A 24,364-nucleotide genomic window follows, 5' to 3' on the forward strand; every position below is an offset into this window, starting at 1 on the left:
TCGGTGGCTCAGGTCAAACGTATCCGTCGTAACGTCAGCGGCATCATCCTGCTCGACAAGCCGCTGGGGTTCACCTCCAACGCGGCCCTGCAGAAGGTTCGCTGGTTGCTCAATGCCGAGAAGGCCGGACACACCGGCAGTCTCGATCCCTTGGCCACCGGCGTGTTGCCGCTGTGTTTTGGTGAGGCGACCAAGTTCTCGCAATACCTGCTCGATTCCGACAAGGGTTACGAAACCCTGGCGCAACTGGGCAAGACCACCACCACGGCGGATGCCGAAGGTGAGGTTTTGCAGGAGCGCCCGGTGACCGTTGGTCGCACCGACATCGAGGCTGTACTGCCGAAATTTCGTGGGCAAATCAGTCAGATACCGCCGATGTACTCGGCACTCAAGCGCGATGGCCAGCCGCTGTACAAGCTGGCGCGTGCAGGCGAAGTAGTGGAGCGCGAACCGCGTTCTGTTACTATTACGCGCTTGGAATTGCTGGCCTTCGAAGGTGATACTGCGCGGCTGGCGGTGGATTGCACTAAAGGCACCTATATCCGCACCCTGGTGGAGGATATCGGTGAGCAACTCGGTTGTGGCGCTTACGTTGCAGAACTGCGACGTACCCAGGCCGGGCCATTCACCCTGGCGCAGACGGTTACCCTGGAAGAGCTGGAAGCGGTACATGCCGAAGGCGGCAACGAAGCGGTCGACCGCTTCCTGATGCCATCGGACAGCGGCCTGCTGGATTGGCCACTGTTGCAGTTCTCGGAAGCGAGCGCGTTCTACTGGCTCAACGGCCAGCCGGTACGTGCCCCGGATGCTCCGAAGTTCGGCATGGTGCGGGTACAGGATCACAATGGTCGCTTCATCGGTATCGGTGAAGTGAGCGAAGACGGGCGCATCGCGCCGCGTCGTTTGATTCGGTCAGAGTGACCGAAACCAGTCTGCGTAACAGCAGGCTGGCGAGGGTGGCTGTCAACAGGCACGGTCACTACTCATTTTTAGATACAGGGATTTGTCCCTGGCCTGTTGAAACTGTTTTTCGACAAACAGTTTCCTGATAAAAGGATTGCCTCATGGCTCTCGACGTTCAAGAAAAAGCTCAAATCGTAGCTGACTACCAGCAAGCTGTTGGTGACACTGGTTCGCCAGAAGTGCAAGTTGCACTGCTGACCGCCAACATCAACAAGCTGCAAGGTCACTTCAAGGCCAACGGTAAAGACCACCACTCCCGTCGTGGTCTGATCCGCATGGTTAACCAGCGTCGTAAGCTGCTGGACTACCTGAAAGGCAAGGATCTGGGTCGCTATCAGACTCTGATCGGTCGCCTGGGTCTGCGTCGCTAATAAGCGATTGCGCTAGAGGTTGGTTGTCTGTCGTGCGTCAGCGGGTTTCCCGCCAGCGCATGGCAGGCTTCCAGCCTCAAGTTTTATCTGGATGTCTGCTTTACCGCTTTACCTGTGTGAGTACACCCCGGACAACCGGTCGGGCCGATTCCCGGCGTTGCCCAAGAATTTCGCAAGAAACCAGTTCCCCAAGAGCCACAAAGAAGGTAGGACACCGTGAACCCGGTAATCAAAAAATTCCAGTTCGGTCAGTCGACCGTTACCCTCGAGACTGGCCGTATCGCCCGTCAGGCCTCCGGCGCAGTATTGGTCACCGTTGACGACGACGTCAGCGTATTGGTGACCGTAGTCGGTGCCAAGCAAGCCGATCCAGGCAAGGGCTTCTTCCCTCTGTCTGTTCACTACCAGGAAAAGACTTACGCTGCCGGTAAGATCCCTGGCGGTTTCTTCAAGCGTGAAGGCCGTCCTTCCGAGAAAGAAACCCTGACTTCCCGACTGATCGACCGTCCGATCCGTCCGCTGTTCCCGGAAGGCTTCATGAACGAAGTGCAGGTTGTCTGCACCGTCGTTTCCACCAGCAAGAAGACCGATCCGGACATCGCTGCGATGATCGGTACCTCGGCTGCACTGGCGATCTCCGGCATTCCTTTCGATGGCCCGATCGGCGCTGCCCGTGTTGCCTTCCACGAAAGCACCGGCTACCTGCTGAACCCGACTTACGAGCAACAGGCAGCTTCGAGCCTGGACATGGTCGTTGCCGGTACTTCGGACGCTGTGCTGATGGTTGAATCGGAAGCCAAAGAGCTGACCGAAGACCAGATGCTGGGCGCGGTACTGTTTGCTCACGACGAGTTCCAGGTTGTGATCAACGCTGTCAAAGAACTGGCTGCCGAAGCTGCCAAGCCAACCTGGACCTGGGCTCCTGCGCCAGAAGCCACCGAACTGCTGGGCGCTATCCGTGCCGAGTTCGGCGAAGCGATCTCTCAGGCCTACACCATCACCGTCAAGGCCGACCGTTACGCTCGCCTGGGTGAGTTGAAGGACCAGGTCGTTGCCAAGCTGTCCGGTGAAGAAGGCCAGCCTTCTGCCAGCGAAGTCAAAGCCGCTTTCGGCGAAATCGAATACCGCACCGTTCGCGAAAACATCGTTAACGGCAAGCCACGTATCGACGGCCGCGACACCAAGACTGTACGTCCACTGAACATCGAAGTCGGTGTTCTGCCGAAGACTCACGGTTCGGCCCTGTTCACCCGTGGCGAAACCCAGGCCCTGGTAGTCGCGACTCTGGGCACTGCCCGTGACGCACAGCTGCTGGACACCCTGGAAGGCGAGAAGAAAGACCCGTTCATGCTGCACTACAACTTCCCTCCGTTCTCGGTAGGCGAGTGTGGTCGCATGGGTGGCGCTGGTCGTCGCGAAATCGGTCACGGCCGTCTGGCCCGTCGTTCGGTTTCGGCCATGCTGCCTGCCGCTGACGTGTTCCCGTACACCATCCGTGTGGTTTCGGAAATCACCGAATCTAACGGTTCGAGCTCGATGGCTTCCGTTTGCGGCGCTTCCTTGGCCCTGATGGACGCTGGTGTGCCGATGAAGGCGCCGGTTGCCGGTATTGCCATGGGTCTGGTTAAAGAAGGCGAGAAATTCGCCGTCCTGACCGACATCCTGGGTGACGAAGACCACCTGGGCGACATGGACTTCAAGGTAGCCGGTACCGCCAAAGGCGTCACCGCGCTGCAGATGGACATCAAGATCAAGGGCATCACCGAAGAAATCATGGAAATCGCTCTGGGCCAAGCCCTGGAAGCGCGCCTGAACATCCTCGGCCAGATGAACCAGATCATTGGCCAGTCGCGTACCGAACTGTCGGCCAACGCTCCGACCATGATCGCGATGAAAATCGACACCGACAAAATCCGTGATGTCATCGGTAAAGGCGGCGCGACCATTCGTGCGATCTGTGAAGAAACCAAGGCTTCGATCGACATCGAAGACGACGGTTCGATCAAGATCTTCGGCGAAACCAAGGAAGCGGCTGAAGCAGCACGCCAGCGCGTTCTGGGCATCACCGCTGAAGCCGAAATCGGCAAGATCTACGTCGGCAAGGTTGAGCGCATCGTCGACTTCGGCGCATTCGTCAACATCCTGCCTGGCAAGGATGGTCTGGTTCACATCTCCATGCTGAGCGATGCTCGCGTCGAGAAAGTGACCGACATCCTGAAAGAAGGCCAGGAAGTGGAAGTGCTGGTACTGGACGTGGACAACCGCGGCCGTATCAAGCTGTCCATCAAAGACGTGGCAGCCGCCAAGGCTTCGGGCGTTTAATCGCGCCTCCCGCCTCACCGCTTCAACGTTGTAAAAAATGCCCCGCCGTGAAAACGGTGGGGCATTTTTTTGTCTGCAGGAAATTGAGACGTTCCGGAAGTTGCCTGCCCCTGAAGTCAGTGCTAGGTTTAGCCCACCGCCCGTGTAGCTCAGCCGGTAGAGCAGCGCACTCGTAACGCGAAGGTCGCAGGTTCGATTCCTGTCTCGGGCACCAGCAACACTTGTTTTCAGATGATCCCGAATGGTTCTGAAGGCCAGATAAACCGCGCTTCATACGGTTTTTTTGCGTCAGAGAGATCCTTGATGATCCAGATCCATCTTCCATTCCCCAGATCAACGAGAACACCATGACAATAAAAGAATTGACCCAAGAAGCCCGACACGAAGAAGCGCTGAAGAAGTACATGCTTGATAACCACGAACTGATGGACGAGATCAAGGACCTGAGTCCGGATGATCAGAAAGACCAGATCCAGTGGGCGTTCGAGGACGAGGCCGAAGCCCAGGGCCTGCAGCCGTGGGAACTGACGCTCAAGTACACCTCAACGCCGGAAGAGTACGAAGCAGAACGCCTGAAGCTGCATAAAGAAGCTGCCGAGGTGTTGGGTGTCGGGTGGGAAGAGTACTGCGAGATGAACAATCTGGTGGTCTGACAATCATGTAGGAGCGAGCTTGCTCCGGGCGGCGTTCCGACGATGGCCGTTAACGATAGCGCGTGTTTACTGGTTAAACGTGGCGCTCTCAGGTGCATCGCGAGCAAGCTCGCTCCTACAGTTTTGGCAATTCACACGTGGGATCAGAGACTCAGTCGCATCGACAGATCGACCGCCTTCACATCCTTGGTCATCGCACCGATCGAAATGTAATCCACCCCGGTCTGTGCAATCGGCAGCAACGTACTTTCGTTAATCCCGCCGCTGGCCTCCAGTTTGGCCTTGCCGGCATTCAGGCGCACGGCTTCGCGCATGTCGTCCATGCTCAGTTCGTCGAGCATGATGATGTCGGCACCGGCCGCCAGCGCTTCTTTCAGCTCACCCAGGCTTTCCACTTCAATCTCGACCGGTTTTCCCGGGGCGATCTTGTGCGCGGCGGCGATGGCCTGCGCGACGCCGCCGCTGGCGGCGATGTGGTTTTCCTTGATCAGGAAGGCGTCATACAGGCCGATGCGGTGGTTATGGCAACCGCCGCAGGTCACGGCGTACTTTTGCGCCAGGCGCAGCCCCGGTAGCGTTTTACGGGTGTCGAGCAGTTTGACCTGAGTCTCGGCCACGAAGTCCGCCAGGTATTGCGCGCGAGTCGCCACGCCGGAGAGCAGTTGCAGGAAGTTCAGGGCGCTGCGTTCGCCGGTCAACAGTGAGCGTGCAGGGCCTTCGAGGTGGAACAGCACCTGATTGGGCTTCACCCGTTCACCGTCGGCAACCTGCCAGTGCACCGCCACCCGTGGGTCCAGTTGCCGAAACACGGCATCTACCCAGGCGGTGCCGCTGATGACGGCCGCGTCGCGGGTAATGATGGTGGCTTTGGCCAGGCGTTCGGCCGGGATCAACTGTGCGGTGATGTCGCCGCTGCCGATGTCTTCACGCAACGCACGGCGCACGTTGGCTTCGATTTCGGCGGTCAGATCGGCGAGACGTAGATTCGGCATAACGGACTCCACAAACAAAGTGGCTCGATTATAGGGCCATGGCAGCGACCAACCCAAGGCATCAGCGCGTTACATTGGTGCTGGCGCCTGCATTTGGTCGAATCCCTGTCGTTGTCGGCATTGGCCGACGATTGCGAACAAACGCCGGTTTGAGATCGGCAACCTCCAGCGCCTCAATCGCGGCAAGTGATCGCGTCCCGGGGGATTATCACGGCATACTGTGCCAACACAGTCGACGTCGAAGGAATCGGTATGCAGTTGGACCCCGCGAGCGGTTGGATTCAGGGTGTGCATGTCTGCCCCTCACCCAACTTCAATGCGCGCCCCACAGGCGAAATTTCCCTGCTGGTGATCCACAACATCAGCCTGCCACCGGCGCAGTTCGCCACCGGCAAGGTGCAGGAGTTTTTCCAGAATCGTCTGGATGTCACCGAACATCCCTATTTTGAAGGGATCGCGGATTTGCGGGTGTCCGCGCACTTTCTGATCGAGCGTGACGGTACCGTCACCCAGTTCGTTTCATGCCTTGAGCGTGCGTGGCATGCGGGTGTTTCGAGCTTCGAGGGACGGGAAACCTGTAACGATTTTTCCGTGGGCATCGAACTGGAAGGCACGGATGATCTACCGTTCACCGACGCGCAATACAGCGCGTTGACAGCCCTGACCCGCCAGTTGCAGCAGGCGTTCACGGCAATCACTACAGAGCGCATCTGCGGGCACAGCGACATTGCACCGGGGCGCAAAACCGATCCAGGGCCGGCGTTCGACTGGGCACGCTATCGTGCCGCCCTGGCACAAGAGGAAGGACGATGAGTTTTCTGGTGTTGCTGTTGGCGGTGTGGATCGAGAAGTTCTCGGCCTTGCGTCATCGGGTTCAGCGTGACAGTGGCTGGACACAGGAGCTGAACAAGCTTGAGGCCAGCCCGCGACTTTCGGGCCGGCCCTGGATGGTGTTGTCGGTACTGGTCTTGTTGCCGGTGGTGTTGCTGGGTTTGCTGCTGATCGTCATCGAGCCGGTGGCCTATGGGTTGCTGGCGTTGCCGATTCATTTGCTGGTGGTGATTTACAGCCTGGGGCGCGGTGATCTGCTGGGCGATCTCGGGCCGTTCCGCGATGCCTGGCGTCGGGAGGACCTGCAAGCAGCGACCCATGTCGCCAAGCGCGATCTGGACATTGGCGCCGACAGTGGCGAGCAACTGCTGGAACAGGTCGAAGGGCATTTGCTGTGGGAGGCCTACCATAGTTTTTTCGCGGTGATTTTCTGGTATTTCCTGCTGGGTCCGGTCGCGGCGCTGAGCTATCGGTTGCTGGCGCTGGCCGAAGAACACGGGAAAAACCCGGCGGTGGTCGAACGCGCCGGGCAACTGCGTCACGCCTTCGACTGGGTGCCGGTGCGTCTGCTGGCGGCGAGCCTGGCATTGGTCGGCAATTTTGTTGCGGTCAGCCGGGTCATGCTGCATGAGCTGCTGAACTGGAACATCAGCGCCGCGCAATTGATCGTGAAAGTCGGGCTGGTGGCCGGTGAAATTCCGGCGCCGGTGGCTGGCGCAGAAGGTATCAACAACCTGGACCGCATCTGGGAACTGCTGCTGCGTGCCGCCGCACTCTGGTATGCCGGGTTTGCGTTGTGGACGGTCCTTCATTAGTTCAGCAGTTAATGCCCCCCTCGCCACAGGGCGATCACTTGTCCGAAGTGCTTCGCCCTGTCGTTAACCTTAAGTTACAAAACCCCCTGCCGATTTAAGTTATACAGAGATAGCGCCGAATAGTGGCTATCTGCCGCCCGTCTGTGCCTGCCAATAAAAAAAATAAGAAATCGAAGGGAGACATCCAGTGAAGAGCTTGCTCTATCCCGCTGTCGCACTGATGAACCGCCTGAGCTTCGGCATGAAGTTCAGCCTGATCAGCGTACTGTTCCTGGTGCCGATGCTGGTGACCAACTTCTATCTGGTACGCGACTCCTACCGCGAGTTCCAGGGCACGCGCATCGAACTGCAAAGTCTCGATCTGTTGGGCAGCAGCCTGACGCTACGGCGCGATCTGGAAACCCTGAACAACCTGGTGCAGATCAATGTCAGCCTCGGCCAGTCCGGCAAGGCTGGCAATGTCGAATTGAAAATCAGCGCCCTTGAGCAGAATATTCTGACTCGCCTGCAAGGGCTGACGGCGATGACCAGCGACCCGGAGCAGGTCATGGTGTTTGATGGCAAACGCGATGAAATGATCGCCGCGTTCAAGGCCCAGCAAACGGAAAACTCCCTGCAAAGCAAAAGTGCCCTGATCGGCAAACTGGTCGGCAGTGCGCAGATTTTCAGCCAGCTCATCACCAGCCAGGCCGGCCTCAGTCGCGACAACCAGAGCGACATGCGCCAGTTGAGCGAGCTTGTCACCCTCGTCACGCCACGTGTCACCCAGACCCTTGGCGAAGGTCGGGCAATGGGTTCCTATTCGTTGGGGCAGGGTTTCATCAACTCGGCTTCGAGTACCCGTTTCGATGAATTGCTGGCGCAGATTGAAAAGCTCCAGGCCGAGTATGGCCTGAAACTGCAGGATGCCCTGGGTTCCAGCAAAGCCGCACGCGATACCTTGGCCGCTCAGGCCGATAGCAGCCGGGCATCCTTGAAGAAAGCCAGCGAGCTGTTCGAAGTGCAAGTGGTCATGGCCGACACTCTCGACGCGCCGTGGCAAGGCTTTTACGATCAGGTCAGCGCCCTGATGGACCAGACCTACCAACTCAACGAAGCAACCCTGAAGTATCTGGGCCCGCAGTTGCAGCAACGCCTGGACCAGAACCGCACGCACATGGTCTTGCAGGCCGTGGCGCTGTCAGTCGTATTTGTGCTGATCTTTTATCTCTACGGCGCTTTCTATGTCTCGACCCGCACCACGCTCAAGCGCCTGGGGGCGGTGATGGACAAGGTGGCGGCCGGCGACATGACCGTGACATTCAGCGCCCACAGCCGCGATGAGCTGGGGGAGCTGGGCGAGGTGTTCAACGGTACCGTGAAGAAAATCCATGACCTGATCGAACGGGTGGGGCAGACCGTCAGCGAAGTCGAGCGTCAGGCCGGGCAAGTGGAAAATGTTTCCGCGCAAAGCAACCAGGCCGTCGCCGGGCAGCGCACGCAAATCGAACAAGTGGCCACGGCCATGAACCAGATGTCGGCCACTTCCCAGGAGGTTGCGCGCAGTGCCGCCGCGGCGGTGAGCAGTGCCCACAGTGTCAACGATGAGACCATCAGTGGTCGCGGCTTGGTGGAGTCGCAGCAAGGCAGCATTGCCGCGCTGGCCAGCGAGATCGATCAATCGGTGCTGGTGATCAATCAACTGGCCAACGACAGCCAGTCCATCAGCCGCGTGCTCGAAGTGATCAAGAGCATCGCCGAGCAGACCAACCTGCTGGCGCTCAATGCCGCCATCGAGGCCGCACGGGCCGGTGAGCAGGGCCGTGGTTTCGCCGTGGTAGCCGATGAAGTCCGGACCTTGGCCAAACGAACCCAGCAATCGACCGAAGAAATCGAGCAGATGATCGCCAGGCTTCATGGCGGTGTCGGCGCGGCGGTCAAGGCCATGGGCACCAGCCATGAAATGGCCAACGGCACGGTGGGGCAGTCGGAGAAGGTCCAGCGGGCGCTGGAAAACATCCTGGGCGCGGTCGGCATGATCGTCGACCAGAACCAGCAGATTGCCGCCGCCGTGGAGCAACAAACCGCCGTGGCCCACGACATCGACCAGAACATCGTCGAGATCAATCGCGCCGGCGAGCGTACCGCTGAAGGTGCACATCAGACCGAAAATGCCAGCCGGGCGTTGTCGGCCCAGGTCGTGGAGTTGAAACAGTTGATCAGTGCATTCCGGGTCTGAAAAACTCCTTGAGCCCCTGTAGGATCGCCGCACCGCCGCTCCTACAAGGTTTGGTGTATTGTAAGAAAGTTTCGTAATACTTTTTCCCTTTACGGGTGGGAGTTCTCCTGATTCTCTCCGTGCGCTGGATTTTGGATGTCAATCAAGGAAGAGTTACGCGGCTTACTTCATGGAGGAAACCCGGTTATGTCTGCTGCAACAATAGGGATCCAGGGACGCTGTGCGCATTGTCAGCGCACATTGCGGCTTCAACCCTGGCAACTCAATGCCATCGCGATCAATGAAGCGTTTACCTGTACTCACTGTCAGAAGCGCGTTCAGTTACGTTGTCCGGAACAGTTCAGGCGCTTCAAGTCCCTCGATTCTTTTTCGCTGTTGCGCGCCAGCCTGCGGATCATGGTCTGCACTGCCTTGCTGGTGGCGTTGGTGATGGAGTGGTTGGGGATGCTCAGCGTCATCGAACAGCTGAATGCTTCGCTGATCGTCATATTCGTGTACTTTGCGGTGGTCCGTTATTTCCGCCGACGGCAGCACCTGACGCTGATCCTGGAGGCCGCCAGGGCTCACGTCGACTGATTACCAGCCGAACACTTCGCAGCTGTTGGCGGTGCTGGCAGCCGCCAGTCGTTGCGGGCTGATCGCCATCCATTGCGCCAGTGCCGTGCAGATCGCCGGCAAGTGTGCCGGACTGTTGCGCTGGCCGGGGAACATCGCAGGGGGCATGTCCGGCGAGTCGGTTTCCAGCACCACCGAATCCAGCGGTAACTCGGCCAGCACTCGGTGCATGCGCAGCGCCTGCGGCCAGGTCGGGGCGCCACCAAGGCCGAGCTTGAAACCGAGCTTGATGTATTCCCGCGCTTCTTCCTGGCTGCCGGCGAAGGCGTGGATAATGCCGGCCCGTTTCAAGCGAAACCGTTTGAGCGTGGCTATCACCGCCGCATGGCTACGCCGCACATGGATCAACGCCGGAAGATTGAAATCCACCGCCAGTTGCAATTGCGCCTCGAACAACGCCTGCTGGCGGTCGCGGTCCAGGGTTTCGATGAAGTAGTCCAGGCCGATCTCGCCGACCGCACACACTTGCCGATGGCCGGCCAATCGAGTCAGCCAGTCACCGAGTTCGCTCAGGTGTTGCGGTCGATGATCGTCCAGATACACCGGGTGCAATCCGAACGCGGCGTGCAGGTCGGGATCACTCTGCACCAGCTCCCAGACCCGCTGCCAGTTGGCCTGATAAACCCCCAGCACCACGATCCGCCGCACCCCGAGGGCGCGGCTTTCGGCCAGCAGCGCCTGACGGTCGGCGTCGAAGTCCGGAAAATCCAGATGGGTGTGGGTGTCGATCAGCTCCACGGTTCAGTCCTGAACAATACGCTGCTTGAACGTGCGCGCGATGGCTTGCACGCCGGGCCGGTAATCCGATTGCTCGATGGCTGCCAGGGCCAGCGCGAGGACCTTGTCGGCGATCAGCTGATGTTGCTGAGCCATGGCGTTGACCGGCAGCGGCAGGAAGTCCAGCAACTGGGTATCGCCGAACGTGCCGAGGCGCAGCGGGCGGTCTCTCAACGGGAAGTCGTGCAGCGCATCGAACACGCCCTGAAGCAGCACGTAGGAGGTGGTCACCAGGGCATCGGGCAAATGGCCCAGGCGCTGCAGCAACTCGTCCATCAATTGTTTGCCGCACTCGCGACTGAAGGATTCGCCTTCTTCGATCAGCACTTCCCCGTTGAACCCGACGAGGGCCTCTTTGAAGCCAGCGGCACGTTCCCGGCTGATGCTCAGCTCCGGGCGGGCGCCGATCAGCGCGATCTGCCTGGGCAGCGGCTCCAGCAGGCTGCGGGTCAGTTGCAGGCTGGCCTCGCGGTCGTCGCTGATCACCGAACAGAAATGCTCGGGCTCCATGACCCGGTCGATGGCGATGATCGGAAGGCCCTTGGCCTGCAATTGGCGATAGCTGTCGTCGCCGGTCGGCAGGCAACTGGCAACGATCAGTGCGTCGCAGCGCCGGGCGCGGAACAGTTGCAGCAATTGCCGTTCGCTGTCCGGCGCATCGTCGGAACTGGCGATCAGCAACTGATAGCCCCGGGCCCGCGCACCTTGCTCCAGCAATTTTGCGATTCGCGCGTAACTGGGGTTTTCCAGATCCGGCAGAATGAAGCCCAATGTGCGCGTGTGTCGGCTGCGCAAGCCGGCGGCCTGTGGATTAGGCGTGAAGCCATGCAGTTCGACGACCGCGCGCACGCGTTCGACGGTGGCGCTGCTGATGCGCTGTTGTTCGGCCTTGCCATTGATGACATAGCTGGCGGTGGTGACGGACACACCAGCCAACTGGGCGATATCACTGAGTTTCAACCCGCTGTTTCCTTGTTTTTTCGAGATTGCCTCGACATTTTCGTCAATCCTAACCGATTAAGGCAGGCGACCATTGTCACAACGCATCCGACAAGTTGAGCTTCAAGGATGGGACATTATCGAGTAACGTGCCATCCAATCTAGATTAAACGTTTCAGCAAGCGTATTTTCTACGTTATAGGCGCCTTTGGCCGGTTCTGCCATGAAACCGCCAAAATGATGACCAAGCGCCTAAGCTGGCTCATTCAAAACAATACCTGGCGCCCCAAGGCGCCAAAAAGGAGAAAGCATGCTCGAGCTCACTGTAGAGCAGATTTCCATGGGCCAGTCGGCCGTGGATAAGTCCGCAGCGCTGCAATTGCTGGCCCGGCACCTGGTCACCGACGGTCTGGTTGCCGAGGGCTACCTCGCCGGTTTGCAGGCGAGGGAAGCCCAGGGCTCGACCTTTCTCGGTCAAGGTATTGCCATCCCCCACGGTACGCCTGAAACCCGCGAGCTGGTGTTCACCACCGGTGTGCGCCTGATGCAGTTCCCTGACGGTGTGGACTGGGGCGATGGTCATATCGTTTACCTGGCGATCGGTATTGCCGCCAAATCCGATGAACATCTGCGCCTGTTGCAATTGCTCACCCGCGCCCTCGGCGAGACGGATCTGGGCCAGGCCCTGCGCCGCGCCGGTTCTGCCGAAGCATTGCTGAAGTTGTTGCAAGGCGCGCCGCAAGAACTGGCGCTGGACGCACAGATGATCGGCCTGGGTGTGGCGGCCGAAGATTTCGAAGAGCTGGTCTGGCGCGGCGCACGTTTGCTGCGGCAGTCCGACTGCGTGAGCAATGGTTTTTCTGCCGTGCTGCAGCAGGTTGAAGCGCTGCCCCTGGGCGATGGCCTGTGGTGGCTGCACAGCGAGCAGACGGTGAAGCGCCCGGGCCTTGCCTTTGTCACCCCGGACAAACCGCTGCGCTATCTCGGTCAGCCGCTCAATGGACTGTTCTGCCTGGCCAGCCTTGGTGAGGCCCATCAAGCGCTGCTCGAACGCCTGTGCGCGTTGTTGATCGAAGGGCGTGGCCATGAATTGGGGCGCGCCACCAGCAGCCGCAAAGTCCTCGAAGTGCTCGGTGGTGAAGTGCCCGCCGACTGGCCCAGCGCGCGAATTGCATTGGCCAACGCCCACGGTTTGCATGCGCGGCCGGCGAAAATCCTCGCGCAACTGGCAAAGAGTTTTGAAGGTGACATCCGCGTGCGCATTGTCGATGGTCACGACAGCGCGGTGTCGGTAAAGAGCTTGAGCAAGTTGCTCAGCCTCGGCGCCCGTCGGGGGCAGGTTCTGGAAATCATTGCCGAGCCGGGCATCGCGGCTGACGCGTTGCCGGCCCTGTTGGCGGCCATCGAAGAGGGCCTCGGTGAGGAAGTCGAACCGCTGCCGCCAGTAAGCCAGGCACGCGAAGTCGTTGCCGAGATGGCCGAAGTGATCCTCGCCCCGGTGTCAGGCAGCGTGGTCCAGGCGATTGCCGCCGCCCCGGGGATCGCCATCGGCCCTGCGCATATTCAAGTGCTGCAAACCATCGATTACCCGTTGCGCGGCGAGTCCGCCGGCATCGAACGTGAGCGTCTCCAGCAAGCCCTGGCGCAGGTTCGTCGTGACATTCAGGGCTTGATCGAACGCAGCAAAAGCAAGGCCATTCGCGAAATCTTCATCACCCACCAAGAGATGCTCGACGACCCGGAACTGACCGATGAGGTCGATGCGCGCCTCAAGCAGGGCGAAAGCGCCGAGGCGGCGTGGATGGCTGTGATTGAAGCGGCGGCCCGCCAGCAGGAAGCCTTGCAGGATGCCTTGCTGGCCGAGCGCGCAGCCGACTTGCGCGACATCGGGCGCCGGGTGCTGATGCAGCTCAGTGGCATCGAAACCCCGAGCGAACCGGATCAGCCGTACATTCTGGTGATGGACGAGGTTGGCCCGTCCGACGTCGCGCGTCTGGATCCGGCTCGCGTGGCCGGGATTCTCACCGCCCGGGGTGGCGCTACGGCGCACAGTGCGATTGTCGCCCGCGCCTTGGGCATTCCGGCACTGGTCGGCGCCGGCCCCGGCGTGTTGCTGCTGGCGCCGGGTACGCCATTGCTGCTCGATGGCCAGCGTGGTCGCCTGCATGTGGACGCCGACGCGGCGACCTTGCAGCGCGCCACCGCCGAACGCGATACCCGCGAGCAACGCTTGAAGGCGGCTGCTGAACGGCGTCATGAACCCGCGCTGACCAGCGATGGCCACGCCGTAGAAGTGTTCGCCAACGTTGGTGAAAGCGCTGGCGTGACCGGCGCGGTGGAGCAGGGTGCCGAAGGCATTGGCCTGTTGCGCACCGAACTGATTTTCATGGCCCACACACAAGCGCCCGACGAAGCGACCCAGGAAGTCGAGTACCGCCGTGTCCTCGACGGTCTGGCCGGGCGACCGCTGGTGGTGCGCACCCTCGATGTCGGTGGCGACAAACCGCTGCCGTACTGGCCGATTGCGAAGGAAGAAAACCCCTTCCTCGGCGTGCGCGGCATACGCCTGACCTTGCAGCGCCCGCAGATCATGGAAGCGCAATTGCGCGCCTTGCTGCGGGCGGCCGACAACCGGCCGCTGCGGATCATGTTCCCGATGGTGGGCAGCGTTGACGAGTGGCGTCAGGCTCGTGACATGACCGAACGTTTGCGCCGGGAAATTCCGGTTGCCGACCTGCAATTGGGGATTATGATCGAAGTGCCGTCGGCGGCGTTGCTGGCGCCGGTGCTGGCCAAAGAAGTCGACTTTTTCAGCGTCGGCACCAACGACCTGACGCAATACACCCTGGCCATCGACCGTGGCCATCCGACGCTGTCGGCCCAGGCCGATGGCTTGCACCCGGCGGTGCTGCAACTGATCGACATCACCGTGCGCGCGGCCCATGCCCACGGCAAATGGGTCGGTGTGTGCGGCGAGCTGGCGGCTGACCCGCTGGCGGTGCCGGTGCTGGTCGGCCTCGGCGTGGACGAGCTTAGCGTCGGCGCTCGCAGCATTGCCGAAGTCAAGGCGCGAATACGCGAACTGGGCTTCACTCAGACTCAAACCCTTGCCCGACAGGCCCTGGCCGTGGGCAGCGCCAATGAAGTGCGCGCATTAGTGGAGGCCCTGTAATGGCCCGGATTCTCACCCTGACCCTCAACCCGGCGCTGGACCTGACCGTCCAGCTGCCGCGCCTTGAAGCCGGCCAGGTCAACCGCAGCGAAGTAATGCACACCCACGCCGCTGGCAAAGGCGTGAACGTGGCGCAAGTGCTGGCCGATCTCGGGCATCAATTGACCGTCAGTGGCTTTCTCGGCGAAGACAACCTGCAAGCGTTCGAAACGCTGTTCGCCAGGCGCGGTTTTGTCGACGCCTTCATCCGCGTTCCAGGCGAGACCCGCAGCAACATCAAACTGGCGGAAAGCGACGGGCGCATCACCGATATCAACGGGCCGGGGCCGCAGGTCAGCGAGGCGGCGCAGCAGGCGTTGATGGCGCGACTGGAGCAGCTTGCGCCGGGTCATGATGCGGTGGTGGTTGCTGGCAGTTTGCCCCTGGGCGTTAGCGCGCAGTGGTTGCAGGCGTTGATCCTGCGCTTGAAAAGCCTGGGGCTGCGCGTTGCCCTCGACACCAGCGGCGATGCGTTGCGTGCGGCGCTGAAAGCGGGACCCTGGCTGATCAAGCCCAACACTGAAGAACTGGCCGAGGTGCTGGACTGCGAGGTCGTGTCGGTCAGTTCCCAGGCCATAGCGGCGGAGCGCTTGCACGCCCAGGGCATCGAGCATGTTGTGATTTCCCATGGTGCCGAGGGCGTGAACTGGTTCAGCGTCGGCTCGGCACTGCATGCCACTCCGCCCAAGGTCAGCGTCGCCAGTACGGTGGGCGCGGGTGATTCGTTGCTGGCGGGGATGCTTCACGGTTTGCTCAGTGCCGATACGCCGGAGCAGACCTTGCGCACCGCCACGGCGATTGCCGCAATGGCAGTGACCCAGATCGGTTTCGGCATTGGCGATGCAGCGCAACTGGCGCTGCTCGAACAGGGTGTGCGCGTGCGTCCCCTGACAGAACAATAAGAGGGTTTGTCATGAAGTTAGCCATCATTACGGCCTGCCCGAACGGCATGGTCACCAGTGTGCTGTGTGCCCGGCTGCTCGATGCCGCGGCTCAGCGTCAGGGCTGGAGCACCAGTGTCGAAATCACCGATGCCGCCCATCCCGAAAAACAACTGTCGGCGGCCACCCTCGACGCAGCCGAGTGGGTGCTGCTGGTGACCAGCGCGCCGGTGGACATGTCGCGGTTTGTCGGTAAGCGGTTGTTCCAGAGCACCCCGGCCCAGGCCCTGCAAGACGTGGAAGCCGTGTTGCGGCGCGGTGCGCAGGACGCTCAGGTTTACGTCGCCGAAGAGGCCGTCGTCGAGCCGGTGGCGGTTGTCCAGAACACGCCGCGACTGGTGGCCGTTACCGCGTGCCCGACGGGTGTCGCTCACACGTTCATGGCTGCCGAGGCCTTGCAGCAAGCGGCCAAACGCCTGGGCTATGACCTGCAAGTGGAAACCCAGGGCTCGGTCGGCGCGCGCAATCCATTGAGCGAGCAAGCGATCGCCGAGGCCGATGTGGTGCTGCTGGCGGCTGATATCGAAGTCGCCACCGAGCGTTTCGCCGGCAAGAAAATCTATCGCTGTGGCACCGGTATCGCTCTCAAGCAAGCTGAAACGACTTTGAAAAAGGCCTTGGCCGAAGGCCAGCAGGAAAGCGCTTCGAGCAGCGCCAAGGGCCCGGCCAAATCAGAGAAAACCGGCGCCTATAAACACCTGCTGACCGGTGTGTCATTCATGTTGCCGATGGTGGTGGCCGGCGGCTTGATGATCGCCCTGTCGTTCGTATTTGGCATCACCGCATTCAAGGAGCAGGGCACGCTGGCGGCGGCGTTGATGCAGATCGGTGGCGACACCGCGTTCAAGCTGATGGTGCCGCTGCTGGCAGGCTATATCGCCTATTCCATCGCTGACCGTCCGGGCCTGGCGCCGGGGATGATCGGTGGTCTGCTGGCGAGCACCCTGGGCGCAGGCTTCATCGGCGGGATCATTGCCGGTTTTCTGGCCGGTTATGCGGCCAAGGCGATCAACCGTTATGCGCGTTTGCCGCAAAGTCTTGAGGCGCTGAAGCCGATCCTGATCATCCCGCTGCTGGCGAGTCTGTTCACCGGTCTGGTGATGATCTATGTGGTCGGCAAACCGGTCGCCGGCATGCTCGCCGGGCTCACGCATTTCCTCGACAGCATGGGCACCACCAACGCGATTCTGCTGGGTGTATTGCTGGGCGGCATGATGTGCGTCGACCTCGGTGGGCCGATCAACAAGGCGGCCTATGCGTTCTCGGTCGGGTTGCTGGCGTCGCAGAGTTACGCGCCGATGGCGGCGACCATGGCCGCGGGCATGGTGCCGCCGATTGGCCTGGGCATCGCCACGTTCATTGCACGGCGCAAGTTTGCGCAGACTGAGCGCGAAGCCGGCAAGGCAGCACTGGTGCTGGGGCTGTGCTTCATCTCCGAAGGGGCGATTCCTTTTGCGGCGAAAGACCCGCTGCGGGTGATTCCGGCGAGCATCGCCGGCGGTGCGTTGACCGGTGCGCTGTCGATGTATTTCGGCTGCAAACTGATGGCGCCCCACGGTGGGTTGTTCGTGCTGGCGATCCCCAATGCGATCAACCATGCGCTGCTTTATTTGTTGGCGATTGTGGCGGGGAGCCTGTTGACGGCAGTGGTGTATGCGCTGGTGAAACAGCCGGAGGCGGTGGAGTTGGCACTGGAGCCGGCCAAGGCGTAGGTCAAAAGATCGCAGCCTGCGGCAGCTCCTACAATGGTTCACAATCTGCCAGTGTAGGAGCTGCCGCAGGCTGCGATCTTTTCTCTGTCACCTCGACTTCATCCAGCCATGCTTTAGTTTTTCCTTTTTCAGGGAGAACACCATGAGCGATTTCAACCTCGGGCGCCGTCGTGTCATGCAAGCGGTCGGCGCCGGGCTGTTGTTGCCGGGGCTGGCGCCGGCGGTGATCGCTTCGGTCAAGGATCGGCCGCTACTCACCGACGGCGTGCAGTCCGGCGACCTGTCGGGCGACCGGGCGATCGTCTGGAGCCGCTGCGACCGCCCTGCACGCATGGTGGTGGAGTGGGACACCCGTAGCCTGTTTCCCAACCCTCGGCGCTTCGTCTCGACCCTGGCCGATGCGCGCACCGATTTCACGGCCAGGGTCGAACTCACCGGGTTGCCCGCCGACCAGGCGATTTTCTATCGCGTGCAGTTTGAAGACGCCCAGAGTGGCGTTGCCAGCGAGCCTTGGTTCGGTCACTTGCGCAGCGTGCCGCAAATCCGTCGTGACATCCGTTTTGTCTGGAGTGGCGACACCGTCGGCCAAGGCTTCGGTATCAACCCGGACATTGGTGGCATGCGCATCTACGAAGCAATGCGCCTGCGTCTGCCAGACTTTTTTATCCACAGCGGCGACACCATTTACGCCGACGGCCCGATCCCGGCACAGCTCACCACAGAAAGTGGCCGCGTGTGGCGCAACATCACCACCGAGGCCAAGAGCAAAGTCGCCGAGACCCTCGATGAGTACCGTGGCAATTACCGTTACAACCTGATGGACGAAAACCTCCGTCGCTTCAATTCCGAGGTCCCGCAGATCTGGCAATGGGACGACCACGAAGTGGTGAACAACTGGTCGCCGGGCAAGCAGCTGGATGCGCGTTACCAGAACAAAGATATCCACAGCCTGGTGGGCCGCGCACGCCAGGCCTGGCTCGAATACGCGCCGATGCGTTTGCAGAGCGCCGATGGCGGCGGGCGGATCTATCGCAAGCTCGGTTACGGTCCGCTGCTCGATGTGTTCGTGCTGGACATGCGCAGCTATCGCGGGGCCAACGATGACAATCTGGGCGCTGAAAAACCGTTCCTCGGTCGTGAGCAACTGGACTGGCTCAAGCGCGAACTGCAGGCCTCGAACGCGCAATGGAAAGTGATCGCCGCCGACATGCCCATCGGCCTCGGCGTGCCCGACGGCGAGGTCAGCCCCGGTGTCACGCGATGGGAAGCGGTGGCCAACGGTGACCCCGGCCCGGCCCAGGGCCGCGAACTGGAAATCGCCGAACTGCTGGGTTTCCTGCGGGCGCAGCAGGTGCGCAATTTCCTGTTCCTGACCGCGGATGTGCATTACTGCGCGGCCCATCATTACCACCCCGACCGGGCAGCGTTTCAGGATTTCGAACCGTTCTGGGAGTTCGTTGCCGGGCCTTTGAATGCGGGTAGCTTCGGGCCGAATCCGCTGGATAAAACCTTTGGTCCTGAAGCGGTGTTCGAGAAGGCGCCGCCCGCGCAGAACGTCTCGCCGTTTGCCGGGTTTCAGTTTTTTGGCGAGGTGAATATCGATGGGCAAACGGGGGCGTTGAGCGTGGTGTTGCGGGATCTGGACGGGGTGTCTGTATTCGAGCAGAAGTTGCAGCCGGTTTGACCGGCACATGCCCCCCCCTGTGGGAGCGGGCTTGCTCGCGAAAGCGGAGTGTCAGCAAAGATGATTTCGGCTGACACGACGCCTTCGTCGGAACGCCGCCCGGAGCAAGCCCGCTCCCACATTGGGATGTGGTGATTCAGTACACGTCGCGGCGGTAGCGGCCCTGTTCGATCAGGCGCTCCACTTCGGCGGCGCCCAGCACTTCGTCGAGCACCTGGTCCACGCCCGAAGCCATGCCTTGAAGGCTGCCGCAGATGTAGATCACCGCACCGTCTGCCAGCCACTTCTTGAGCTCGGCTGCCGATTCGCGCAGGCGATCCTGTACGTAAATCTTTTCGGCCTGATCGCGGGAAAACGCCAGGTCGAGGCGCGCCAGATCACCATTGATCAGCCACTCCTCCAGCTCCTTTCGGCACAGGTAGTCGTGCTCGCGATGGCGCTCGCCAAACAGCAGCCAGTGACGTTGCTGACCGTCGGCAATCCGCGCCTTGAGCAGGCTGCGCAACCCGGCCAGCCCCGTGCCATTGCCTAGCAGGATCATCGGCGCCGGTTGGGCCGGCAGATGGAAACCACTGTTGCGCCGTACGCGCAGGCTGATGGAGCTGCCTACAGGCGCGTGTTCGGTCAACCAGCCGGAACCGACGCCGAGGTTGCCGTCGGCATGCACTTGCTGGCGCACGATCAGTTCGAGCAGGCCATCGGCCGGGATCGACGCAATGGAGTACTCGCGCATGGCCAACGGTACGAGGGCCTCTGCCAGCGCTTGCGCGTGCAGGCCGACCAGATGGGTGCGGTTCTCCGGCAACTGGCGGCTGGCCAGGGCCTGTTCGAGGGTTTCCTCCAGGCCGTTGAGGTGCACCTTGGTCTCACCGTGAATTCCCAGGCCGTCGAGGAAATGCTCGATAGCCCACGGGCAATTGCGCGGCAACACTTCCACCAGGTCGCCTGCCAGCCAACTGCTGGTGGTTGGTGCGCTGAGGCCCAGCAAGTACGCGGGGGATCCGCTGCTGTCCGGGTTCAGCAGCTCACGACGGGCCAGGGTCCAGTTGTCGTAGCCGGGCGCTTGCCAGGTGTCGACTGGCGCGTGACCGGTCAGTTGGCCCAGTTGCTGTTGCCAGTGGCGCAGGGCGTAAGGATCGCCGCTGTCGACTTCCACCGGGGCGAACAAGGTCTTGCTGCCGTGCTCGCCGAGCCAGGCGTGCAGGCGTTTGGCGAATCCGCAGAAGTGTTGATATTGCCGGTCGCCGAGGCCGAGGACCGCGTAGTTCAGGTGCTCCAGACTTGGCGTGCGGCCCAGTACCTTGCGTTCGAAACCCCTGGCGCTGTCCGGCGCTTCGCCGTCACCGAAGGTGCTGACGACGAACAGTGCGTTGTTCGAGTCCTGCAAGTCCTGCTCGCTGACGTCCGCCAGCGGCTGCACCTTTACCGGTAGCCCTGCGGCCTGCAATTGCCCGGCGGTCTGCCAGGCCAGTTGCTCGGCGAACCCGCTTTGGCTGGCGAAACCGATCAGCCATGCCGGTGCATCGCTGCCTGGTTGTACAAGGCCTTGGCGTGCATCTTTGATCTGGCGTTTTTTGCGGCGACGATCCAGGTACAGCAACCAGCCGGTGACGAAGAACAGCGGCATGCTCAGCGCAGTGAGGGTCAGGATGATCCGACCGACGATGCCGAAGTAACTGCCGACGTGCAGCGCATAAATGCTGGTCAGCAGTTGCGCCTTGAGGCTCTTGTCGCTGTAGCGGTCAACCCGTTTGACCACGCCGGTGGCCGGGTCGAGGGTGATCTGGTTCAGGGCGCGGTCGTGAGGCGAGGTTTTCAGCAGGAAGTAAACGGTCGCTGGTTGGCCGGCCGCTGGCGGCATGCGCACGTTATAAGAACTGAGTTGCGGGCCGGCCGCGCTATAAATGCTGCTCCACATGGCCGCGTAATCGGCTGTTGGTGCCGGACCTTCCGGCGCCGGGCCACGTCCGCCGCGAACGCGCTCGTTCTGCGGTGAGTCGGAGAGCAATCGGGTCAGGCCTTTGTTGTACCACTCGTAGGACCAGGACAACCCGGTCAACGCTGCCAGGAGGTAAAACACCAGGCACCAGGTGCCAGCCACCGAGTGCAGGTCCCAAATGAAACTGCGACCCTTTTTCTTCCAGTCCAGGGTCAGCCAGGCGCGCCAGCTTTTCCACTGGCGAGGCCAGCGCAGATACAGCCCGGAAAGACAGAAGAACACCAGAATCAGTGTGCAGGCGCCGGTGATCTGCCGACCCGTGTCGCCCATGGCCAGGAAGCGGTGCAGTTGCAGCATCAGGCCGAAGAAGTCCTGGCCGGTGGCATTGCCAAGGAACTCGGCCGTGTACGGATCGAAGTAGCGCATCTCGCCACGGCGTTCACCCGGTGGTGGGGTGAACCACACTTTGGCGGCGTTGCCGCTGTCGGTTTCCACCGTGAGCATCGAGACTTTTTTGCCCGACGCGGCTTCGATGTGCTCCACCAGTTCGGCGGGCGGCAGGACACCGGCGACCTGTTTTTCGACCTGCAACACGGAAGGGTTGAGTGTGCTCAGGATTTCATCCTGAAACGACACCGTCGCCCCGGTGATGCCCATCAGGGCCAGGACCAGCCCGGCGCTGATGCCGAAAAACCAGTGCAACTGGAACAGGGTTTTCTTCAACACGTCACTCGCCTTGTTCGTTCAAATTGATTCATCACGGCGCGCATTATGCCGTGGGGTTGTCGAGAAGCATTCTTTTTTACGCACAAAGGCCCCGTTCACCTGTATGAACGGGGCCTTGCCGCTGATTTCAACCTTCACCCCTCCTGTAGGAGCGAGCTCGCTCGCGATGGTCGTCAACGATGACGCGTAAAGCCTGACACCCCGCGTCGTTCTCCGGTCCATCGCGAGCAAGCTCGCTCCTACAACATCAGAAGTGGAAGTTGGTGCTCAGCAAAGCGGTACGACCGGCCGCCTGGTTGGCGAAGTGAGTCGAGAACGCCTTGTCGTAATAGGTTTCGTCGGTCAGGTTCTGCACGTTCAGTTGCAGGTCGACGTTTTTGCTCAGCTTGTAGGCGGCCATCGCGTCGTAACGAACGTAGGAATCAACCATGGTGGTGTTGGCTACGTTGCCGAACACGTCATCGACATAGAACGCACCGCCACCGACGGTCAGCCTTGGCGTGACCTGATAGGTCGTCCACAGGCTGGCGCTGTTTTTCGGTGTGTTGGGCAACTCGTTGCCATCGTTGGCTTTGTTTGCCGGCAGGTCACCGCCATCGACTTGCTCGCTGTCCATGTAGGCGTAGCCGGCGAAGACTTGCCATTTGTCGGTGAGCTTGCCGCTGGCCGACAGTTCGACACCTTGAACGCGGGTTTTGCCGACGTTTTCGAAGGTGGTGGTGTTGGTCTGCACACGAGCGTTGTCTTTCTCGGTGCGGAAGATATCGGCGGTCAACGACAGGCGATTGTTCAACAGATCCCACTTGGTACCGATTTCGTAGTTCTTGGTGGTTTCCGGCTCCATGTCGCTTTTGAGCAGGTTGCCGTTGCGATCCGGCGTGCCACCCAACGGGTTGCCTTCCGAACCTTCGCCAAGGGTGTTGCCCGGCGGAGTGGCAGACGTCGCGTAGGAGGCATAGATGCTGCCGTTTTCCGCTGGTTTGTACACCACACCGAACTGACCGGTGACGAATTCGCTGGTGTCATCGCCCTTGGACGTGGTCACGCTGGAACCGTTGAAGGTCTTGTATTCGGTGTCGAAATGGTCGTAGCGCAGGCCCATGTTCACCAGCCACTGCTCGGACAACGTCAGGGTGTCGAACACATACAGTGCGTAGGTGTTGGCCTTGGTGTCGGTACCGGCATAGTTGCGCGAGATGGCGCCGCTCCACGGATCATTCGGGGTCGGGTTGGACAGCGAGGTGCAGTTGAAGCCGCTTGGTGCGCCGATCAGTGCCGGCGAGCAGTTGGTGGTCACCGCTGCCGTTCCCGGAGTGGTGTCCGTATTGACGTTGTACGAGGACTTTTCAGCTTCCTCGTGGGTGTATTCAACGCCAGTGGAGAAGCTGTTCTTGAACCCGGCGATGTAGACATCACCAAACAGGTCGGTCTGGTTGGTGGTGGTCTGGGTGTTGCTCACGCGGGTATTCGCCCGGCGCCAGACGCTGCCGTTGTTGACGTTGCCTTTACTGTCGTCCGGCTGGGTCAGGATGTAATCCTGCATGCTGGTGCCGTGACGCAGGGTGTTCTTGATGGTCAGTGCGTCGCTCAGGTCGTGCTCGATGGCGAAGGTCGCGGTGTCGGTGCGGGTCTTGCGGAAGTCGCGGTCGGTCAGGCCATAGAAATTACTGCTGTTGCCGCCGTCATTCGGCTTGTCCGGGTTGGCCTTGGTACGGGCAGCCGAGCCTGCGGCCGGGATGGAGTAAGGGATGCCCGAGTCCGGCGTGTCGTTGCTTTCGAGGTGGTAGTAGTCGAGGTTGACGCGAGTATCAGTGCCCAGGCCGAAGGCCAGAGACGGTGCCACACCCCAGCGGTCGTAATCGACGCTGTCACGTCCGGCGACGTTGCTCTCGTGGCTCAGCAGGTTCAGACGGCCAGCGGCGGTGTCGGTGAACTGATAGTTGCCGTCGAAGGTGTAGCGCTGGGTCTGGTCGGAGCCCCAGGTGAAACCACCGTCGAGCGAATCGCCCAGGTGCGCTTTCTTGCTGACCAGGTTGATGCTGCCGCCCGCGGCGCCACGACCGCCGATCGCGGAGTTCGGGCCTTTGCTGACTTCGATCGATTCAACGGCGAAGATCTCGCGGCTCTGGGAACCGGTATCGCGCACGCCGTCCAGATAGGTGTCGCCCTGGGCGTCGAAGCCGCGGATGAACGGGCGGTCGCCCTGCGGGTTACCGCCTTCACCGGCACCGAAGGTGATGCCCGGAACGGTGCGCAACGCGTCCTGCAAGTTGAGCGAGCCGGTGTCTTTCAGGACTTGTTGCGGAACAACGGTCACCGAGCGCGGTGTGTCGATCAGCGGTGCAGTGTACTTGGGCGAGGAGGCTTTCTCGACGTTGTAGGTCGTCTCGTCCTGGGCTTCACCGGTGATGGCGGTGGCGCCCAGCGAAATCACTTTGTCCGGTGCTTTTTCGTCGGTTTTTTCCGCCGCGAAAACCATGTGGCCCGCAGAGCCGGCAGTAATCGCCATGCCGATGGCCGATGCGAGCAGACGTGGTGAACTGACCGGTACTTGTGGTTGTTGACGCGACATTTGAGTTCCCCTCCCCAAGGATTTGAGGCGGCGGAATATAGGGTAAATACGTATTTGTAACAATTGCGAAATATTACCATTCG

17 protein-coding genes and 1 tRNA gene are annotated in these 24,364 nt (G+C 61.0%); 13 read left to right on the top strand and 5 right to left on the bottom strand.

What is annotated here, in order from left to right:
- Positions 1-3 precede the first annotated feature (3 nt).
- The 5 genes from truB to KW849_RS09930 all read left to right on the top strand — a co-directional run bounded on the left by truB (position 4) and on the right by KW849_RS09930 (position 4,309).
- A complete protein-coding gene (gene truB, locus KW849_RS09910) occupies positions 4-921 on the top strand; it encodes a tRNA pseudouridine(55) synthase TruB (protein WP_108218143.1) in 918 nt (305 codons plus the stop codon).
- A 143-nt stretch (positions 922-1,064) separates the two neighbouring features.
- Positions 1,065-1,334 (top strand): 30S ribosomal protein S15, encoded by a 270-nt coding sequence (gene rpsO, locus KW849_RS09915; RefSeq protein WP_015093441.1) that lies wholly within the window; start codon positions 1,065-1,067, stop codon positions 1,332-1,334.
- Positions 1,335-1,550: 216 nt separating this feature from the next.
- Positions 1,551-3,656, top strand: a complete 2,106-nt coding sequence (gene pnp, locus KW849_RS09920; RefSeq protein ID WP_108218144.1) for a polyribonucleotide nucleotidyltransferase — start codon at positions 1,551-1,553, stop codon at positions 3,654-3,656.
- A gap of 138 nt (positions 3,657-3,794) precedes the next feature.
- Positions 3,795-3,870: transfer RNA gene (locus KW849_RS09925), tRNA-Thr, on the top strand.
- A gap of 133 nt (positions 3,871-4,003) precedes the next feature.
- Positions 4,004-4,309 (top strand): DUF6388 family protein, encoded by a 306-nt coding sequence (locus KW849_RS09930; protein ID WP_218429218.1) that lies wholly within the window; start codon positions 4,004-4,006, stop codon positions 4,307-4,309.
- Positions 4,310-4,452: 143 nt separating this feature from the next.
- Here KW849_RS09930 and nadC read toward each other — a convergent pair whose 3' ends face one another.
- Positions 4,453-5,301, bottom strand: a complete 849-nt coding sequence (gene nadC / locus KW849_RS09935) for a carboxylating nicotinate-nucleotide diphosphorylase (protein WP_218429219.1) — start codon at positions 5,299-5,301, stop codon at positions 4,453-4,455.
- A gap of 252 nt (positions 5,302-5,553) precedes the next feature.
- On the opposite strand from nadC, the gene ampD reads away from it, so the two are divergent.
- From ampD to KW849_RS09955, 4 genes are all read left to right on the top strand, one after another.
- Complete coding sequence (gene ampD, locus KW849_RS09940; RefSeq protein ID WP_218429220.1) at positions 5,554-6,114, top strand: 1,6-anhydro-N-acetylmuramyl-L-alanine amidase AmpD; 561 nt, start codon at positions 5,554-5,556, stop codon at positions 6,112-6,114.
- The gene (gene ampE / locus KW849_RS09945) at positions 6,111-6,947 is read left to right on the top strand and encodes a regulatory signaling modulator protein AmpE (RefSeq protein ID WP_218429221.1); all 837 of its coding nucleotides are present in this window, start codon (positions 6,111-6,113) and stop codon (positions 6,945-6,947) included. The genes ampD and ampE overlap by 4 nt, the downstream gene beginning before the upstream one ends.
- Before the next feature lie 1,513 nt (positions 6,948-8,460).
- On the top strand, positions 8,461-9,165 hold the full coding sequence (locus KW849_RS31830) for a methyl-accepting chemotaxis protein (RefSeq protein WP_371319133.1): 705 nt from the start codon (positions 8,461-8,463) through the stop codon (positions 9,163-9,165).
- Positions 9,166-9,351: 186 nt separating this feature from the next.
- Positions 9,352-9,741 (top strand): hypothetical protein, encoded by a 390-nt coding sequence (locus tag KW849_RS09955; RefSeq protein ID WP_108218149.1) that lies wholly within the window; start codon positions 9,352-9,354, stop codon positions 9,739-9,741.
- On the opposite strand, the gene KW849_RS09960 is transcribed toward KW849_RS09955, so the two are convergent.
- On the bottom strand, positions 9,742-10,518 hold the full coding sequence (locus tag KW849_RS09960) for a TatD family hydrolase (protein WP_218429223.1): 777 nt from the start codon (positions 10,516-10,518) through the stop codon (positions 9,742-9,744).
- A gap of 3 nt (positions 10,519-10,521) precedes the next feature.
- The gene (gene cra, locus KW849_RS09965; RefSeq protein WP_218429224.1) at positions 10,522-11,517 is read right to left on the bottom strand and encodes a catabolite repressor/activator; all 996 of its coding nucleotides are present in this window, start codon (positions 11,515-11,517) and stop codon (positions 10,522-10,524) included.
- 289 nt (positions 11,518-11,806) lie between these two features.
- Here cra and ptsP point away from each other — a divergent pair, with 289 nt between their 5' ends.
- The 4 genes from ptsP to KW849_RS09985 all read left to right on the top strand — a co-directional run bounded on the left by ptsP (position 11,807) and on the right by KW849_RS09985 (position 19,044).
- Entirely contained in the window at positions 11,807-14,668 is a 2,862-nt protein-coding gene (gene ptsP, locus KW849_RS09970) for a phosphoenolpyruvate--protein phosphotransferase (RefSeq protein WP_218429225.1), read from the top strand.
- The gene (gene pfkB, locus KW849_RS09975) at positions 14,668-15,609 is read left to right on the top strand and encodes a 1-phosphofructokinase (protein ID WP_218429226.1); all 942 of its coding nucleotides are present in this window, start codon (positions 14,668-14,670) and stop codon (positions 15,607-15,609) included. Before ptsP ends, pfkB begins: the two co-directional genes overlap by 1 nt.
- Before the next feature lie 11 nt (positions 15,610-15,620).
- Entirely contained in the window at positions 15,621-17,360 is a 1,740-nt protein-coding gene (locus tag KW849_RS09980) for a PTS fructose-like transporter subunit IIB (RefSeq protein ID WP_218429227.1), read from the top strand.
- Positions 17,361-17,502: 142 nt separating this feature from the next.
- Positions 17,503-19,044 carry an alkaline phosphatase gene (locus KW849_RS09985; RefSeq protein ID WP_218429228.1) on the top strand — a complete coding sequence of 514 codons (1,542 nt, stop codon included), beginning with the start codon at positions 17,503-17,505 and terminating at the stop codon, positions 19,042-19,044.
- A 136-nt stretch (positions 19,045-19,180) separates the two neighbouring features.
- On the opposite strand, the gene KW849_RS09990 is transcribed toward KW849_RS09985, so the two are convergent.
- Together KW849_RS09990 and KW849_RS09995 are read right to left on the bottom strand one after the other, a co-directional pair.
- Positions 19,181-21,709, bottom strand: coding sequence for a sulfite reductase flavoprotein subunit alpha (locus KW849_RS09990; protein ID WP_218429229.1), 2,529 nt, complete (start codon positions 21,707-21,709; stop codon positions 19,181-19,183).
- Positions 21,710-21,956: 247 nt separating this feature from the next.
- On the bottom strand, positions 21,957-24,281 hold the full coding sequence (locus KW849_RS09995) for a TonB-dependent siderophore receptor (RefSeq protein ID WP_218429230.1): 2,325 nt from the start codon (positions 24,279-24,281) through the stop codon (positions 21,957-21,959).
- Positions 24,282-24,364 lie beyond the last annotated feature (83 nt).

This window comes from Pseudomonas sp. PDM26 (genome assembly GCF_019219185.1).
Lineage (GTDB): Bacteria > Pseudomonadota > Gammaproteobacteria > Pseudomonadales > Pseudomonadaceae > Aquipseudomonas.